Below are 17,588 nucleotides of genomic sequence, written 5' to 3'. Positions count from 1 at the left end.
TTTAGGCTTTTATAACGATCATAAATTGGACAGATAAATCTATTGATAGAAGGGCTAAATCACTCCGCCTTATTTACTTAGCATGCTAACTAGTGCTATTATAGTTAGCATGCTAAGTAAGTTGGGGTGTGCATGTCTGCACAAAAGCCGTTTCACGAAACGTTAGATTTTACGCTTATTGGAAATATGGGCCGAGTACACCGGTTGTGCAGAGAGGCCGTTACTTTGACTGTTGAGCCCTTGGGGTTAACGCAATCAAGGTGGCTTGCGTTAATGCACATCAATTTAATTGGAGAAGGGGTTACCCAATTAGCGCTAGCGCAAAGCTTGGGCATAGAAATGCCTTCGCTAACCCGCACATTAAAGCAGCTTGAAGAGCAGTCGCTGATTAGCCGCCAAGTTGACGACAACGATAAGCGCAGTAAAAAATTATATTTCACCAAGGAAGGCCGTGTTGTTTTGAATTCGCTAAATGAAAAAATAGCGGATGTAAAACAGCAGTTTTATGCGGGACTCACCCATGAACAGCTCGATGCAATGGCGCGCGCGTTGTTGCAAATAGAGCAAAATGCCTCAGCCTGCATTTCTCAACAGGAGAAACGAGCTAAAAGTAACACAGAGGAAGATGAATAATGACGCCTGATCAGAAATTTTCTCGCTACGTAAGGTTATCCTTAGTCGGCTTTGTGTTGATATTTATTTACTACCTCATTGCTGACACCTTTATGCCAGTTACGCCCCAAGCGCGAATTTATCATCCTGTTGTACAAGTAGCGCCTCAATTAAGTGGCGAAGTCACACAGGTTTTTGTTAGCAACAATCAAACGGTAAAAGCTGGCGACGTGCTATTTCAAATTGATAGAGGGCCTTACGACATAGCGCTAACGCAAGCAAAGTTAGCGTTAGATGATGCCAAATTACAAAACAAACGACTTGATACCAATATTAAATCGCTAGAGGCTCAAATTAAGGCTGCTAGTGCCAAGCTGCACGAGCAAAAGTTACTTCAACAACGCAGCACCGCGTTATATAAGCAACGCGCGATTTCAGAGCAAGAACTTGAGGCTATGCGGGCTAACTATGAAGCGAGTGTTGCCAATAAATCGGCCCTTGAAGCGCAGTTATCTGAAGCCTTATTGGCAAGAGGTGATTCGGGTGAAAATAACCTCACTGTTCGCCATGCCGCAAACCAGCTTGCCGAAGCCAAACTAAATTTATCATATACCCAAGTGCGTGCGCGAAATGATGGTGTTGTGTCTAACATGCAGCTACGTGAAGGGGCCTATGCAGTAAAGGGTAATCCGCTACTTGCTATAGTTACCAGCGAGACCGATTTGGTAGCCGATTTTAGAGAAAAGTCGTTAACGCACATGGCCGAAAGCAGTGTTGCTAAAGTGGTGTTCGATAGCTTACCTGGTGAAGTATTTGATGCGCATATTGATTCGTTTGAGGCCGGGGTTAGCGATGGCCAGTTAAGTGCAAATGGTACGTTAAGCGTTACCGAAACAAGTAATCGATGGGTGCGAGATGCTCAGCGTCAACGGGTTCATATTGTCCTGCAAGACAACGAAGCCTTAGTAGAAGGTATGCCAAGTGGTGCCCGTGCCACAGTTCAATTGTTACCTGAATCAACATTAGGCCAGTGGTTTGGTACGTTGCAAATTAACGCCATTAGTTGGCTGCATTACATTTACTAGCGGAGGCTAAATGTCGACAACAGTTAGCCAAGGGCCGCAGTTAGATGCCAACGGTCTGCGCCAAGCATTACGTATAGCGGGTGGCTGTACCCTTGGCTTTGCCATCAGTAACTTGATGAACTGGCCTTATGGTATTTTCTTTACGGTTTATCCCATGTTGTTGCTGGGGTTAGTACCTGTTATTAGCAAGCCAGTGATAAAGCAGTTCGTCGCCAGCGCGGGGTTTAGCGCCTTTATTGTATTGGTATTGCAAGGGCTGTTTTCCCACATTCCAGTGGTGATGACCCTTATTGTGTTTCTATGCTTTTGTATCTTGTTCTATCAAATGAGCAGTGGCGGCGGCTTTTTGTTTGGAGCGTTAGGTGCAGTAGGGCTTTCAATACAGCTACACTTTTCAAGCTATGTAACCGGCGTAGATACTGTATACCCGTTAATAGTGAGTAACGGTGCAGCTACGCTTTTATCAATTGTTATTGCGGTTCTCATGCATGGCATATTTCCGGATGTTGCACCGCGCATACCTCGTGTTCCACCGCCTAAGGCGAAAGAAAGTATTCGTCACGAAGTGCTGTTATGTGCAAGTGTGGCAACCTTATCGTTTGTGGTGTTTCAAGCGTTGGATCTGCAAGACTCGATATCAGCTCAGGCGTCATCGGTGCTTATTCTATTTTCGCTTTGCTGGAAAGCGGCAAGTCTCGCTGGGTGGCAACGGGCTATTGGTACACTCATTGGTTGTAATTTAGCACTGCTGGCGCAATTGTTTTTGTACAATCACAGTGATTTTTTACTTTTTCCGGTGCTTGTGTTGTGGATTTTAGCGTTCATTTTTAGCCGCTATCATATTTTAGGTGGCGGGATGCCGGGCATTGGGTTTGGTGTGCTAACCACGTTTGGTATTTTGTTTGGAAACTCGCTAACACCCAACCAAGATTTAGTTTACAGCGCGCTTTACCGTTTTAGCTCTGTGGCCGTAGCCATTGCCCTTAGTTTGAGTGCCGTTTACGTCATGCATCATATTTTAAATCGCTTTAGCGTTACCCGTCACCATACGTATGAATAGCAAAGTAGAATGACCAAGGGCTTGAGCCGAGTGTTTATCGAAAGCGGAAACTAACGGGTAAATAAGCCATACTTTTTTGCTACTTGGGTGCAAATTAACGTGGTCAAAAAAACGACCACAATCACCAAGAGCGTTTTAGCATTCTCTAAAGGCCAGATCATTTCTACAATCTTTACGGTGGTTACGGTGATAACAATAATACATGCCATAAAAAGGATATAGCTTATAATCTGTTTAATATTCTTCAGCATATTGGCTCCTAATAAGGGGCCTTAGCCCTAAAATTACTCATCAGTTGTGGATGTGGTGCGCTCGGACATCTTGTCGCCAACTTTACTACCTGCATATCCTAACCCACCAGAAATAGCACCTATAGCAGCACCAACCCAGCCACCACCACGGACACCGCCTAGAGCTCCAGCTCCCATTGATGCAGCTAATCCTGCTACGCTAAAATCGCCCCAGCAATGTTCTGCGCAACCGCCTGATACAAGGTTTACCTCATTATTCGTAAGCACTTCCATTATTAATTCCTTCTAAAAGTGTTAACCCAAAAGTGGGAGTACTTAGAATACTCATGCTTGCTAACAAAGGTAACTGACCTTGGGAATAGTTCTTGTTATATACAAAAACGAAATACGGTTTTATGGCATGTGATTTTGTAATGTAATTTTGGCTGCTAATATTGCTAGCATATAAAAAATGCCGGATGTTTTCACATCCGGCATTTTTTTTGAGTTTTAACTTACAAGATTAATTAAAAGCTATAAGTCACTTTTCCGTAAACATAACGGCCCGTGAATCCATAGGGCGAGAAGCCTGAGTATGGGAAAATCATCGAGAAGGTAGTTACGTCATCAACTAAATCGCGTGTAGCTTCTGGGTATACATCAAAGATGTTATTCGCACCAACCGACACCGCCAAGTTGTCGGTAAGGGCTACGCGTACATCTAAATCTGTGATCCACTCAGAAGGTATAATTTCGTTACGTGCTTCAATTGAAGATGGGTCTTCCACCTCGCCATAGCGAGTAGTGCGCAAAGTAGCGTTATAACGGTCATAAGACCAAGTTACACCAAGGTTCACTTTGCTATCTGGCGAGCTAGTCTCGAAACGACGCAGTTCTACATCGTCAAACAAGTTACTTTGATCGAAGCCTGCGCCTTGGAGCACTTCTGGCGCTTCAAGAATATCGGTTACTTCGTTGTCGTTGAAGTTAATTCCTGCATTGAAGTTAAACGCACCAAAATCAGCCGTATTTAACGTGTAAGTAGAAACAATATCTACTCCTTCCGTGCGAGAATTAATCGCGTTTAAGAAGAAGCGAGCTTGGTTAGCACCAGTGCCTTCAAGCAACGCTTCAATAGCATCACCCGATAGGTTGTTCGACAACACAATACGATCGTCAATATCAATACGGTAGAAATCTACGGTTAGGTTGAAATTGGCAGTAGGCGAGTAAGTGAAACCAGCGCTGTAGTTATCTGATTCTTCAGCATCAAGACCTGGGCTACCCAATGCCTGTGCAACATCACTTGAAGCGGCAAACGTACCCGTTTCAGTTGGCTCGCCATCCACAAATACTGTGGCAATAGAAGTAAAGTGCTGCTGTTGCAACGACGGTGCTCTAAAGCCAGTCGATACAGAGGCGCGAAGAGCCAAGGCATCAGTAATGGTTACCCGGTGTGACATTTTCCAGTTAAAGGTACTGCCAAAATCTGAATAGTCTTCATAACGACCAGCTACTGCCACATTCCAGTTTTCTAGTACATCGGCTTCTACATCTACATAAAAGCTATAGTTGTGACGAGTGTTTTCACCTGCTGACTCTGGCGTGAAGCCAGGGAAAACTTGTGAGCCAGCTGAGCCAAAAGGGCCATCAACAGGGTCGGTAACTACGCCACCTGGGCCAAACGTACCTTGGATGTAAGAGTTTTCTTCACCAGCGGTAATCTCATAGCTTTCGTGGCGGTATTCTGCGCCCATAGCGAAATTCATTTCACTATAGAAATAGCCTGTATCCACCAAACGCGATGCATCAGCGTTAATAATGGTAGTGTTGTACTCCAGCTCACCCGCGTTAAAGCTTGTTTGGCTTGTTGGACCAAGAGAGGTATTCAAGCTATTCACTACGCTGTACTCTAAAGCATTGCCACCGTGGGTAAGTGACAAATCGTAGTTCCACACATCGCCGTAACCCTTAATGCCGCCAAGTACCGACATATCTTGAATATCGGTTTGAATAGATGGCAAGAAGCCGTCAGGGTAGATAGAAGTGATGTTACGGCTATCTGATGCTCTGCGGTAAAAACCGCCGCCAATAGAATCACGTGAACTAAAGCCCGCAGTACCGTAAAATTCGATGCTGTCGTTAATGGCTTTGCCCGCGTTTACGAACAGGGCGTAATCTTCTACTTCGCCATTACCGTATACGTGGTTGTAGCGGTTAACCGTGAATTCTCTCTCATCTAAATTACCATCGGCATCACGAGCATAATTTTCGCGAGTATCGAAGTCTGAACGGTTCGACTCACCACGGTCGCGGTATTCAGCTGAAACATTAACAAAACCATCGTCGCCCCACTCAAAACCCATATTTCCGCGAAGAGTAAAAGTTTGACCGTCGGTCAGTTCACGATCTGAACCTGTATTGAATGCAAGGTTGCCATCAGCATCTGCACTAACGCCTTCAAGGTTAGGCACGCCGTCCATAGTAGTTACGTTTGCACCGTAAGTGGCTGATACTTCACCGCCTTCGCTAGCGTCTTTCAATACAATATTGATAACACCAGCAATGGCGTCTGAACCGTATTGAGCCGCTGCACCATCGCGCAATACTTCAATGCGCTTAATCGCATTAGCGGGTATAGCATTTAAATCCACAGCAGAAGAGCCGCGGCCCACAGAACCGTTTAGGTTAAGGAGTGCTGAAGTATGGCGGCGCTTGCCATTCACTAATACCAGTGTGTGATCTGGCGCTAAGCCACGAAGCTGAGCGGGGCGAACATGGTCTGTTCCATCAGTAACAGAAGGCTGCGGGAAGTTGAAGCTTGGCAACAACGAATTGAGGATCATGTTGGTTTCGGTTAAACCAGTGGCTTCAATAGAAGACGCATCGATAATATCGATAGGAACCGGAGAGTCATTAACAGTGCGGCCTACACGGCGCGAACCAACAATTTGAATCTGTTCAACATCTTGTTCGTCAATGCTCTGTTGTTCTTGAGCGAAGGGTGAAGTCGAAAAAGGAATAGCAGCGATTGCGCCAGCGATTAAGGAAAGCTTAAAAGCAGAAGCGTTAAATTTTGCCTGTTGCATTGTGTGTTCCTGAATTTTTATAAATGTATTTCAACATGAGCATAAACTGCATTTACAGGGCGCTAAAAGCGCGTCTGTTTTATGCGTATTTCTGGTACGCATACTGCACCGCAGTTATTGCGATTACTTTCTTTTTATGTGGGGTACAGCTAAACGCCGATTTGTCTGATTAGACTTATTATTATTAGATGTGATAAACGGGTTCCGTTTATGAGGCTGAGTTAAGCACAAAAGAGAAGGTGGGCACAATACTAAAGTTGCAACAATTTATATATATCAAATAACGTAGGAGTGCTTCTCTGTGGTACAAAACATACATCACATTAACTTTCTAGTCAGAGAGTTAGATAAAGCCGTAGCGGAATTCGCCAAACTCACCAATACCAAACCCATATTTGAGCCACTCTCTAGCCGCGGGGCTAATTCGGCGCGTTTCCAATTAGGCGATACGTGGCTTGTATTTGTCAGCCCAACTGATGAAAACGGCATTATCGCGTCGATTTTAGAAGAGAAAGGAGAAGGTATTTTTCTCATTTCATTTGGTAGTGACGATCTTTCAAAAACGCTAGCTGGATTAACGGGAAACCCTCGCAATAGTGAAATGCGTAAAGGGTTGGACAACTGGTATGTGCAAGATATTTCATTAGATTATGAATTCGGTCCGATACTGCAACTTTGTGAAACGCATTAATATTTACACTCATATTAATATTTCACATTGAAATTTATTTATTTCAAATTGAAATATTAATGCTGGTTATTTTCTCATCGATATGACTACACTGGGCGCTTGATTATTGTACAGCCCCCGTGAAACCTACCGCACACTGTTTTTTTATTAAGTTGGCACAACTGGTGCAATACCCAGTGTAACTATAATAAAAATTCACGTTACTTCATGGGGCAACCTATTGGAGAAATGTGATGGAAAACAACAACGTGAAATCGGTAAGATTGGATCAGCCTCAACTTCGTATCCTTATCGTTGGCTATAACGAATTTAGCCAGCTGGTGGGGAGCGTGCTACCTGAATACGTCGGTGAAGCCCAATTTAAGATTGTAGATTCCATCGTTGGAAGTACGAAAGAAATTCAACAGCATATTTCAGAATTTGACCCTGATGTAATAGTCAGCGCAGGTTCAAATGCGCGATATCTACAATCTGCATTGTCTATTCCAGTAGTATCGATGCAAACAACAGAATGGGACGTATTCGAAGCGGTTGAAAAAGCCTCTAAGGTCTCAAAGTCAATTCATATCATTTCTTTTGCAGAAGCATCTTGCGCAGCAAAACTTGCTGATTCCCACCTCAATATCGATATTGTAGAGTCGATTTACTTAACGGCCGACCAAGCAAGAGAGCAGTTTCATATTGCGAGTCAGTCTGAAGGCATAGCTGTAGTGGGAGCTAGCTTGGTATGTGGTTTAGCGAATAGCAAAGGTATTCCCTCATTCTTAATCTATACAGAACGCTCGTGTAGAAAAACTCTTCAAAGCGCCATCGACGAAGCTAAGAAAGCCCGTTTGTTAGCCAAAGAACAAGCGTTGGTATCATGGTTACTCACTAAATCTCAAACCCCCATTATCATGGTCGATGAGAGCGATGATGCCTTAACCCTTAATAGCGCTGCTAAGCATCACTTGAATCTAAGTACAAATGCAGAAGTCGATTTAGATGCCCTTATTCACCCAAGGGGTGGAAAACGTGAAACTGATGGCGAATGTGAAATTAACGGCGAGGAATGGTGGTTTCATCTAGACACGTTATCCGAAGGCAGTACGAATAAATTTGTTTACCAACTTTATCGCAAAAAACTTAAAAAAACGCCTTCGAAGCAAGCGGCGTCTCCTCGCCACGATTTAGTTTACCAATCTAACGAGATTGAAGCGGTGTTGCAGCAGGTAAAGGCGTTTTCAACATCGCCAAGTAACGTATTGCTGTTTGGAGAGTCGGGTACGGGGAAAGAACTAGTTGCCAGACAAATACATCATCAAGGCCCCTATGCGGGTGGCAAGTTTGTCGCCCTTAACTGCAGTGCTATCCCATCTGAGTTGTTTGAAGGTGAACTGTTCGGTCATCAGGATGGCGCGTATACAGGCTCAAAGCGAGGTGGTCGCAAAGGGTTAATAGAGGAAGCCGAGAACGGCGCACTATTTCTTGATGAAATTAGCGAGCTGGCGCTAGATCAGCAAGCTAAATTGCTGAGGTTTTTACAAGAAAGAAGCTACCGTCCTTTGGGGGGAAACCAAGAGCGAGAAGTTGACTTGAAACTGATCGCCGCTTCAAACCGTTCGTTATCGGAAATGGTTAATGAAGGCGCGTTTCGTGAAGATCTCTACTATCGACTCAATGTATTCAATATCTCTATTCCTCCTTTGCGCGAGCGCCCCGACGATATTCTTCACATTGCGGCGCACAAGCTTGAAAAGCTATTAAATCGTTATGGGGTTTCACACAGCCCATCAACCATTCTTGAACATCTCAATGACAGCTTCATTGCGCACAACTGGCCGGGAAATATACGCGAGTTAGAAAACGTGTTAGAGCGCGTCGTGGCTTATCTTCATACCGTAAACGACCTTGGTCGATTGCAAACAGCATTACCTCAAATTGCGCCAGAGTTAAGTGGGGGGCGTCAGCCTGTATTGGCAGACAAAGGAATAATAAAAATAAAAGAAAACGAACTCATTCTAGCCGCATTGGCGCGATGGAAGGGTGATAAACGTAAAGCAGCTCAGGACTTAGGAATTAGCCAAACCACATTGTGGCGAAGGTTAAAAACAATAAATCACAACAATAATTAGTGTTCGGAGATAGTCATGCAAACCACCGGAAAAACATATTTAGCATTACAAGTGTCGCTCGCGTTAACCATAGGAAGTTCAGCCATTCCTGCTTTTGCACAAGAAGAAAAGCAAGCAACGTCTGAGCTCGTTGAAATTATCAGTATTTCACGAAAGCGTCCTGAAAGTATTCAGGAAGTGCCGATTGCGGTAACGGCGTTGTCAGCAAGGGAATTAGAGGCTGCGGGGGTAGAGCGTCCTTCCGATTTTATTAGCCTAATTCCAAACGTAAGTATTGTTGATGCGGCCAACGTGGGTGATACACAAGTAAATATCCGGGGAATTATTTCTACACGCGATGCAGAATCTACTTTTGCATATGTCGTTGATGGGGTGTTGCAGACGAATCCGAATAGTTTTAACGAAGGGTTAACTGATATTGCGCAAATTGAAGTTTTAAAAGGGCCGCAAGGGGCGCTATATGGCAGAAATGCGGTTGCCGGTGCCATTCTGATAACAACGGAAAAGCCCTCAGACGTGATGGAGGCCAGAATTGAAGGTGGCGTTGGTAATAACAATTCGCAGCGCTATTCTGGAATGCTTACTGGGCCACTTGCTGACAATGTATTTGGGCGCATTGTGGTAGCGCATTCAACTACAGATGGCTTTTATGAAAATGTGTATCTGGGGCGTGATGACGCGGTAGATTACTTAGAAGATACATCGGTCAAAGGGCGGCTTATTTGGGAAGCGACTGATGATCTTACTTACGATTTTCGTGGCTCGTACAGCGAGGCTAAAGGCGGAGCAATAAACTTCAACGCCGTGTTCGCACTACCGAGTTTTGTAGAAGATTTTGGTCAAAGTGCGTTTTTTAATGACGTGAATGATCACGAGTTTATCTTTGCTTTTAACGTACCTGGTGAAAATGAACAAAAGACCACAGAGCTTTCGTTAAAAGCCGATTGGCGCAACGAGGGATTTGATGTCACTACCGTGGTTGCGTACAACAATCTAGAAGAATATCTGTTATCAGATGGTACAAGCGCTTCATTTTATGGCTATGAATTGACAGAGCAATGCCAAACCGATCGTGCAACATTAAATAACCTTCCAGTTGATTTCGGTGGCGCGGGAAGAAGCGACTTGTTTGGCGATTTCCTATCTCCTTTTGTAGTGCTTCCACCAGGACAAGATTTTCAAGGCGTATATGGACCTTATACGCCATCTTCGTGTGATGGTTATCAATATCAAGAACGAAGCCAACAAGATTACAGCGGAGAAATTAGATTTACATCGAACGACACAGATTCGCCCCTGCAATGGATAGCGGGCGTCTATTTCGCCAATATAGATAGAGATGTTGTTGTAGCTTACGGTGCAGATTTAGGACAAGGCTTCTTACGTCAAGCATACGTTCCGGCCGACGGGCCAAACCCTACAGACTTATTGTTTGATGATACGTTTTCAACCACCGTGCTATCTACGTTTGGTCAAATTGAATACGACGTTAACGATAAATGGGAAGTGTCTTTCGCACTCAGATATGACAACGAGTCGCGAGAAGTGGCAAATAATGTACCCAATGTATCTGCCTCTGGTTTTAATGTTAATACCATTGTTGACGGTGTAGTAGGGCCTATCAACCCTGCATTTACGGCCAACCCTGATGGTATTCCCGATCGAGAGCAAAGCTTTAGTCAGTGGCAGCCAAAGCTAACCTTTAGTTACGAAGCAAGCGATGCCCTAAACCTTTATGCCAGTTATGGCGTTGGTTTTAGAAGTGGTGGATTCAATTCTATCGGCACTGAAGCCACGTTAGATTTTTGGTTCAATGCAAGTGGAGCCGGTACGCCCGGTGATGCGGTTGATGCTCAACTTATCGTACCCGATAACTATGACAAGGAAATTACCACAAGTATTGAATTCGGCGGCAAGGGAACGTTTTTAGACAATCGATTAAAAGTGAACAGCGCGGTGTTTCACACCAAAGTTGAAGATAACCAGTTCTTTGAGTTTTTCGCTGGTCCGTTTGGATTATTAAGAGCGGTTACCACCATTGATGAGCTAGAAATTCAGGGCTTCGAAATGGACGCTAATTATCGGGTTAACGACAATCTGAGTGTTTTTGCTGGAATGGGGCTTATTGATAGTGAAATCATCGAGAACAAGAACAGACCACTTTCTGTCGGCAATGAAGCACCACAAACACCAAAATCCTCTTACACCTTAGGTATTTCTTACGATCACGAGATTACCAGCGACTTACAACTTACCACACGAATTGATTATCAATATGTGGGAGAAACCCATTTCCATACGCTGCAAGGTGAAGAAACGCCTACTATCTGGGATTTCTTCGGCACGCTAGGTGGCGGTGTTCCTCCCGGCCCTCACTCTCAAAACTTCAGTAACGCTCAGCGTGATGCATATAGCACCGTTAACGCTCGCATTTCCATAGAAGGTGAAATGTGGACGGTCGCATTGTGGGGCAAAAACTTAACAGATGAGGCTTATTTGCAAGAGGTGATCCCTGCGCCAGAATTCGGCGGCTCGTTTGTTCACCCCTCGGCGCTACGCTCCTACGGTTTAGAACTTAGTATGAGCTTCTAATCCCTACGCTTCGAAGATTGAATTTTAATCAGGATGAATTTATGAATAAACCATTGTCAGGCATTACTGTCATTGACCTTACGCATATGCTGTCAGGGCCATACTGCGGAATGATACTCGCCGATTTAGGGGCAGAGACGATTAAAGTGGAGCCATTGCAAGGGGAAGGCACTCGAAAGCTTCTCGCAACCGATCCCGATAATTCGTTGGATGGTATGGGCGCTTACTTCATTACACTGAATCGAAACAAAAAAAGTGTCTGCATCGATTTAAAATCTGAAGAAGGTTTAAACGTATTCTATGAGTTGGTAAAAAAAGCCGATGTGGTGGTCAACAACTTTGGTGCAGGTGTACCAACGCGTTTAAAAATCGACTATGAACAGTTAAGTAAAATAAACCCCGAAATAATCACCTGCTCAATTACGGGGTTTGGTAGCAACGGACCCAAATTCAAACGTCCAGCGTTTGATCAAGTGGCACAAGCTACTGGTGGCGGTATGTCTATCACTGGTACCGATCCAAATCACCCTGTTCGAGCCGGTATTCCAATTGGCGATTTAGGCGGCGGTATGTTTGCCGTCATGGGAATCCAAGCCGCGCTTTTGGAACGGGCAAAAAGTGGTAAAGGACAAGACGTTGATATCTCAATGTTAGATTGTCAGATATCACTGCTTAACTACATGGCTACAATGTACTTTCTGTCAGAGAAAGACCCATTCCCCATTGGCAATTCGCACTTTGTACACGTGCCCTACAACACCTTTAAAACAGCAGATGGGTTTATTGTCATTGCGGTTATCACCGATAACTTTTGGCAAAACTTAAAAACGGTGGTGAAGATAGATGCATTGGACTTACCCGAATTCGATACCCAGCCAGGACGGTGGGCGAAGAAAGATTTTATCGACGAAACCCTTAACCAAACACTGCAAACACAAACGTCTGACTATTGGATTGAAAAGCTAGAAGCGGCGCGTATTCCTTGTGCGCCTGTCAATACGTTCTCTCAAGCCCTTAGTGATGAACAAGTGAAGCACCGCAATATGGTGGTTGAGCTTACCTCCGGTGATGGTAACAAAACCAAAGGGCCGGGTAATCCTATTAAGTTTTCGCGTACCACCGACGAAATATTCTCGCCTGCGCCCAAAGTTGGCGAGCACACAAGAGATGTGCTGCAAGGTTTAGTTGGCATGAGCGAAAGTGAGCTAGCCCTTTTATTTGAGAAAAAGGTAGTTCGCTGATGAAAACGAAAGGAAAAATCATCATCAACGATGTTGGCCCCAGAGATGGCCTACAGAATCAGAAAAAGCACCTAAGTGTGGATGAGCGAGTTGCATTAATAAATGCATTAGTTGCAGCTGGATTACCTGCCATTGAAGTCGGGGCTTTTGTATCGCCTAAAGCGGTTCCTGCTATGGCTGGTACAGATGAGGTCATTCATCAACTCGAGGCCAAAGATAAGGTGGCGTACTCAGTGCTTATACCCAACGAAAGAGGGTTTAGCACTGGGGTGGAACTGAATGTACCTCTTATGTCATTGGTGGTGGCGGCAAGTACAACGATGAACGAAAAAAACATTCGTATGACCACTAACCAAGCATTGTCTATGTCATCAGATGTGCTTGCGCTGGCCACACAGTTAAATCGTAGAGTGCAGGCTTATGTTGCAACAGCATGGGAATGCCCCTTTGAAGGGCACATTAGCGTGGATGAAGTGATTAAAGTATCAGCCGCATTATTAGATGCTGGGGCTGCTCACATTGTGGTGGCCGATACGATTGGTGCGGCATCTCCAGATCAGGTACATGTGCTGATGAGCAAAATGGTATCGGAGTTTGGCGCTAACAAATTGTCGTGCCATTTTCATGATACACGCGCAATGGGCGTAGCAAACGTTTATGCCGCGATTGAAGCGGGTATTCGACAATTTGACGCATCAATTGCGGGATTGGGTGGCTGTCCATTTGCACCGGGCGCCACCGGTAATGTAGCGACAGAAGATGTGGTGCTGCTGGTTGAACAAATGGGTTATAGCACAGGCATAGATATGGGCCTGTTACTTGCAGCGTCGGACAAAGCCAAGGCATTAACAGGCACAGCACGTGGTGGACATGCTAAAACCTGGTTAGAACAACAAGAAAATAAAAGGGGAAGCAAATGAGTTATCGATTAGGGGTTGATGTGGGCGGAACCTTTACCGACCTACTATTAATTAACGAAATATCTGGGGAAACCTTTACTGCAAAAGTACCTTCTACACCGCACGATTCTTCCGTTGGGGTACTTAACGGTATAGACCGTATTTGTGAAGAGTCAGGTGTTAATGTTACTGATATCGCTCGTGTTATGCACGGTACTACTGTTGCAACCAATGCGGTATTGACGGGCAAGGGGGCAAGTGTCGCACTGGTTACCACACAAGGCTACAAGCACGTGCTGCAAGTGGCTCGTTCATTCTGTCCGGGGGGGCTTGGAGGTTGGGTAAGCTACATGAAGAAGCCTTTGCTTGCACCGTTAGAACTCACTATTGAAGCAAGTGAAAGAGTGGGCGCAGATGGAAGCATTGTTAAAGCCCTTGACGAAGAGAAGCTCACGCAAAGCTTACAGGCATTAAGAGATAAAGGTGGATTTACTGCTCTCACTATCTCTTTTATAAACGCTTATGTAAACGGAGAGAACGAGCGCCAAGCTCAAGCGGTTGCACAGCGTGTTTTCCCTGATATGCCAATCTCTATTTCTTCTGATGTTGTTCCTGAATTGCAAGAATACGAGCGAACTGAAACCACAGTGGTAAACAGTTACGTTCGCCCTGAAGTAGCCAAATATGTCGATAATTTACATGGCGCGCTAACAGAGCGTATGGGCAGCGATATTCATCTGTCTATCTTGCGCTCTGATGGCGGACTGGCGTCTGCGCGTTCAGCTGCAGAAAGCCCCGTTAATTTACTCATGTCTGGTCCTGCTGGCGGTGTAGCGGGGGCTATCCATTTTTGTAAACAAGGTGGATTTAACGACATACTCACTTTTGATATGGGCGGCACCTCTACTGATGTTGCGCTTATTCAAAATGCAACGGCTCGGGTAAGACGAGAAACCCGTGTTGGAGATGTCACGGTTCGCGCACCATCGGTAGACGTAAGAACCGTTGGCGCTGGTGGTGGCTCCATAGCTTTTGTACCTGAACTGACCAAAGCACTGCGCGTAGGCCCAGAGTCAGCTGGCGCTAAACCGGGCCCGGCGGCTTATATGAAAGGCGGTGTAGAACCAACGGTATGCGACGCCAATGTGGTACTCGGTTATCTTCCTTCAGATGTGCAGCTTGGTGGCAAAATGGCTATCAATCGAGACGCTGCGGTAGCGGCGGTAAAAAAAGTGGCAGACGCCATGGATATTTCTGTTGAAGAAGCGGCTGAAGGTATCATTAAGATTGCTAACGAAGCTATGTTCGGTGCTCTTCGGTTAGTGTCGGTAGAGCAAGGGTTTGATCCAAGAGAGTTTGCCCTTGTAGGTTTTGGCGGAGCTGGCCCATTACACGCCAATGCACTGGGTATTCTAACACAAGCGTGGCCTGCCATTATTCCTCCTGGTCCTGGCGTATTATGTGCCTATGGTGATGCCACCACTCAGGTACGTGATGAGGCCTCCCAAACACTGGTTTCGCTTATCGACAACCTCACCGACGATGCATTTAAGCAAGTACTAACCGAATTAGCAGAAAAAGCATCTTCTACCCTGCTCGCCGATGGAATTTCGATGGACGAGCAAACTATTACTTATGAAGCAGATGTTCGCTACACCGGGCAAGCCTTCCAACTTTGCGTTCCTTTCTCTAAGCAAGATCTTGAAGATAAGGGCCTTTCTTTGCTTAAAAAGCACTTTGATGCAGAGCATACACAGCTATTCACCTTTGCGTTAGAAGAGGGCCATGAAGTTGTGATGGTGCGCGCAGTCGCTACCGCAAAAAGCAAAGCACTTCCCACTCATCCGCCCGTTAATACAAGCTATACCCTTGAAGATTGCATGTTAACCGATAGCCAAATTTATTATGAAGGCAGCTACCACGATGCAGTCATTTACGAGCGTAGAAAACTTCACGAAGCATTATCGGTGAAGGGACCTGCTGTTATTTGTGAAATGGACTCAACGACAGTGGTTCTCCCTGGGTACGTTGCAACCGTTGATTCGGTAGGCAATCTATTACTTAACCCGTTAAGCAACCCTGAATCGACTGGCAAATAAGGAGGCGTTATGAATAATAAAATTAAACAAACCAACACAGCTGAGTTGACCAGAATTGACGTTGATACGGTTACCGTGGATATCATTGAGAATGCATTGCGTAATGCCAGAGAGGAAATGGATGCGGTGCTATTTCGTACCGCAATGAGCCCTGGGATCCGCGAGCAGGGTGATTGCTTTCCCATGATTGCTAATAAAGACGGCAAAATGGTAGTAGGGCAATTTGGTTCTTTCATTCATGGTTTCTTAAGTGCATTTGAGGGCGAGTTAGAAGAGGGGGATATCATCCTTACCAACGACCCTTACATGACAAATGCAGCCGTTTCTCATTTACCCGACTGGATTATTCTTGTTCCTATCTTTAAAGAGGGGCGACACATTGCGTGGTCTGCCATGTTTGGTCATATGTCAGACAACGGCGGAATGGTGCCAGGCTCAATACCCATTAAAGCGGAGACCATATTTCAAGAAGGTATTCGAATTCCACCCACAAAACTCTATAAAAAAGGTGTGCTTCAAAGCGATATATTAGAGCTCATCTTGCACAATGTGCGAACGCCTCAGTGGAACCGTTTTGACTTAAACGCACTTGTGGCAGCATGTAAAACGGCGGCAAAACGCTGCCAAGAAATAGCCGAGCGTTTCGGTGACGATATGTTTTATTCCACCATGGAAATCATGCTCGAGCGTAACCATGTTGCGATGGAAGCCATTATCAATATGTTGGTGCCAGAAGAGCCTCGCGTATTTGAAGATTATTTATGTGACGATGGTGTGGGCATGGGGCCATACAAAATACGCTGCAAGATGTGGCGGGAAAATGGAAAGGCAATTTTTGATTTTGAAGGCACCGATCCGCAAGCGAAAAGCTCAATAAATTTCTACTTAAATGAAGACATGTTCAAGATGTTCTTCGGCTCATTTACTATCAATTTGGTGGACCCTCAAATACTGTTCAATGATGGGTTTTATGACTTAGTTGACGTGCGTATTCCTCAAGGCAGCTTACTTAAACCAAACTTTCCAGCCGCCCTTTCGGGAAGAACGCACGCATTAGGCCGTATCTTTGACGTAATGGGAGGGCTACTAGGGCAAGGTGCGCCTGATGCCATGAATGCAGCTGGTTTCTCTGATTCTCCCCATCTGTTTTATTCTGGGTATGACGATAAAGGAGAGTGGTTCCAACTCTTCCAGATTGGCTTTGGTGGTATCCCAGGCAGGCCTGTGGGTGATGGGCCAGACGGACATTCTTTATGGCCTGGTTTTACTAACGTACCGAACGAATTTATTGAAGCGTATTTTCCCCTACGTGTTGAAACGTATGAAACTATTCCAGACTCCGGTGGCCCTGGTTTGCATCGCGGAGGTAATGGCTTGTCGGTGGGGTATCGGTTCCTGTGTGATGGCGCCATCGCTATTCATGATGACAGGTGGTTAACTTACCCTTGGGGCGTTAATGGGGGCTTGCCAGGTAAACGTTCAACAAAACGCCTCATTCGAGAAGATGGCAGCACAGAAGTTCTGCCTGCCAAATGTGAGGGCATTGCAGTAAAAGCGGGTGATGTATTGTATTTCGATACATGGGGCGGTGGCGGTTGGGGCGATCCATTTGATCGTGACCCCAATGCGGTAGCCGATGATGTCGCCAGGGGATTAGTGTCTTTAGAAGGCGCGCGTCGATACGGTGTGGTGATTGAAAATGGTTCGGTAAACGACACCGAAACCCAGCGCTTGCGAGCGACATTGAAAGAACAGCGAGGTGAAGTGTCGCTGTTTGATCGTGGCGGAACAATAGAAGAAATTAAAGCCAAAGCGAAAGAGGAAACAGGCTTAGACGCACCTGTATCACCATCGTTCAACGTTGCGAGACAATAGT

12 protein-coding genes are annotated in these 17,588 nt (G+C 45.3%); 10 read left to right on the top strand and 2 right to left on the bottom strand.

Features of this window, described 5'->3' with window-relative positions; translation table 11 throughout:
• Nucleotides 1-132 precede the first annotated feature (132 nt).
• The 3 genes from AVL57_RS14530 to AVL57_RS14520 are packed head-to-tail and all read left to right on the top strand — an operon-like array spanning nt 133 to nt 2,757.
• Complete coding sequence (locus tag AVL57_RS14530; RefSeq protein WP_057790170.1) at nt 133-633, top strand: MarR family transcriptional regulator; 501 nt, start codon at nt 133-135, stop codon at nt 631-633.
• Nucleotides 633-1,697 (top strand): HlyD family secretion protein, encoded by a 1,065-nt coding sequence (locus AVL57_RS14525; RefSeq protein ID WP_057790172.1) that lies wholly within the window; start codon nt 633-635, stop codon nt 1,695-1,697. The genes AVL57_RS14530 and AVL57_RS14525 overlap by 1 nt, the downstream gene beginning before the upstream one ends.
• Before the next feature lie 10 nt (nt 1,698-1,707).
• The gene (locus tag AVL57_RS14520) at nt 1,708-2,757 is read left to right on the top strand and encodes a DUF2955 domain-containing protein (protein WP_057790174.1); all 1,050 of its coding nucleotides are present in this window, start codon (nt 1,708-1,710) and stop codon (nt 2,755-2,757) included.
• 284 nt (nt 2,758-3,041) lie between these two features.
• On the opposite strand, the gene AVL57_RS14510 is transcribed toward AVL57_RS14520, so the two are convergent.
• Nucleotides 3,042-3,281, bottom strand: a complete 240-nt coding sequence (locus tag AVL57_RS14510; RefSeq protein WP_057790178.1) for a hypothetical protein — start codon at nt 3,279-3,281, stop codon at nt 3,042-3,044.
• A 233-nt stretch (nt 3,282-3,514) separates the two neighbouring features.
• Entirely contained in the window at nt 3,515-6,076 is a 2,562-nt protein-coding gene (locus AVL57_RS14505) for a TonB-dependent receptor plug domain-containing protein (protein WP_057790180.1), read from the bottom strand.
• A 301-nt stretch (nt 6,077-6,377) separates the two neighbouring features.
• On the opposite strand from AVL57_RS14505, the gene AVL57_RS14500 reads away from it, so the two are divergent.
• From AVL57_RS14500 to AVL57_RS14470, 7 genes are all read left to right on the top strand, one after another.
• The gene (locus AVL57_RS14500) at nt 6,378-6,767 is read left to right on the top strand and encodes a VOC family protein (RefSeq protein ID WP_057790182.1); all 390 of its coding nucleotides are present in this window, start codon (nt 6,378-6,380) and stop codon (nt 6,765-6,767) included.
• A gap of 233 nt (nt 6,768-7,000) precedes the next feature.
• A complete protein-coding gene (locus AVL57_RS14495; RefSeq protein WP_057790184.1) occupies nt 7,001-8,881 on the top strand; it encodes a sigma 54-interacting transcriptional regulator in 1,881 nt (626 codons plus the stop codon).
• A gap of 15 nt (nt 8,882-8,896) precedes the next feature.
• The gene (locus AVL57_RS14490; protein WP_057790185.1) at nt 8,897-11,473 is read left to right on the top strand and encodes a TonB-dependent receptor; all 2,577 of its coding nucleotides are present in this window, start codon (nt 8,897-8,899) and stop codon (nt 11,471-11,473) included.
• 41 nt (nt 11,474-11,514) lie between these two features.
• Nucleotides 11,515-12,714, top strand: a complete 1,200-nt coding sequence (locus AVL57_RS14485) for a CaiB/BaiF CoA transferase family protein (protein WP_057790188.1) — start codon at nt 11,515-11,517, stop codon at nt 12,712-12,714.
• A complete protein-coding gene (locus AVL57_RS14480; RefSeq protein ID WP_057790190.1) occupies nt 12,714-13,634 on the top strand; it encodes a hydroxymethylglutaryl-CoA lyase in 921 nt (306 codons plus the stop codon). The genes AVL57_RS14485 and AVL57_RS14480 overlap by 1 nt, the downstream gene beginning before the upstream one ends.
• The gene (locus AVL57_RS14475) at nt 13,631-15,712 is read left to right on the top strand and encodes a hydantoinase/oxoprolinase family protein (protein WP_057790193.1); all 2,082 of its coding nucleotides are present in this window, start codon (nt 13,631-13,633) and stop codon (nt 15,710-15,712) included. The genes AVL57_RS14480 and AVL57_RS14475 overlap by 4 nt, the downstream gene beginning before the upstream one ends.
• A gap of 9 nt (nt 15,713-15,721) precedes the next feature.
• Nucleotides 15,722-17,587 carry a hydantoinase B/oxoprolinase family protein gene (locus AVL57_RS14470; protein ID WP_057790195.1) on the top strand — a complete coding sequence of 622 codons (1,866 nt, stop codon included), beginning with the start codon at nt 15,722-15,724 and terminating at the stop codon, nt 17,585-17,587.
• The last annotated feature ends 1 nt before the right edge of the window (nt 17,588 follow it).

The sequence above is a fragment of the Alteromonas stellipolaris genome (genome assembly GCF_001562115.1).
Lineage (GTDB): Bacteria > Pseudomonadota > Gammaproteobacteria > Enterobacterales > Alteromonadaceae > Alteromonas > Alteromonas stellipolaris.
Note: the sequence above shows the minus strand (reverse complement) of the source record. Positions and strands in the feature narration are given on the sequence as shown.

What these genes read in the sequence shown, in the direction of transcription:
- AVL57_RS14530 (WP_057790170.1), top strand. Translation starts at nt 133, where the DNA reads ATGTCTGCACAAAAGCCGTTTCACGAAACGTTAGATTTTACGCTTATT.
- AVL57_RS14525 (WP_057790172.1), top strand. Translation starts at nt 633, where the DNA reads ATGACGCCTGATCAGAAATTTTCTCGCTACGTAAGGTTATCCTTAGTC.
- AVL57_RS14520 (WP_057790174.1), top strand. Translation starts at nt 1,708, where the DNA reads ATGTCGACAACAGTTAGCCAAGGGCCGCAGTTAGATGCCAACGGTCTG.
- AVL57_RS14510 (WP_057790178.1), bottom strand. Translation starts at nt 3,281, where the DNA reads ATGGAAGTGCTTACGAATAATGAGGTAAACCTTGTATCAGGCGGTTGC.
- AVL57_RS14505 (WP_057790180.1), bottom strand. Translation starts at nt 6,076, where the DNA reads ATGCAACAGGCAAAATTTAACGCTTCTGCTTTTAAGCTTTCCTTAATC.
- AVL57_RS14495 (WP_057790184.1), top strand. Translation starts at nt 7,001, where the DNA reads ATGGAAAACAACAACGTGAAATCGGTAAGATTGGATCAGCCTCAACTT.
- AVL57_RS14490 (WP_057790185.1), top strand. Translation starts at nt 8,897, where the DNA reads ATGCAAACCACCGGAAAAACATATTTAGCATTACAAGTGTCGCTCGCG.
- AVL57_RS14485 (WP_057790188.1), top strand. Translation starts at nt 11,515, where the DNA reads ATGAATAAACCATTGTCAGGCATTACTGTCATTGACCTTACGCATATG.
- AVL57_RS14480 (WP_057790190.1), top strand. Translation starts at nt 12,714, where the DNA reads ATGAAAACGAAAGGAAAAATCATCATCAACGATGTTGGCCCCAGAGAT.
- AVL57_RS14475 (WP_057790193.1), top strand. Translation starts at nt 13,631, where the DNA reads ATGAGTTATCGATTAGGGGTTGATGTGGGCGGAACCTTTACCGACCTA.
- AVL57_RS14470 (WP_057790195.1), top strand. Translation starts at nt 15,722, where the DNA reads ATGAATAATAAAATTAAACAAACCAACACAGCTGAGTTGACCAGAATT.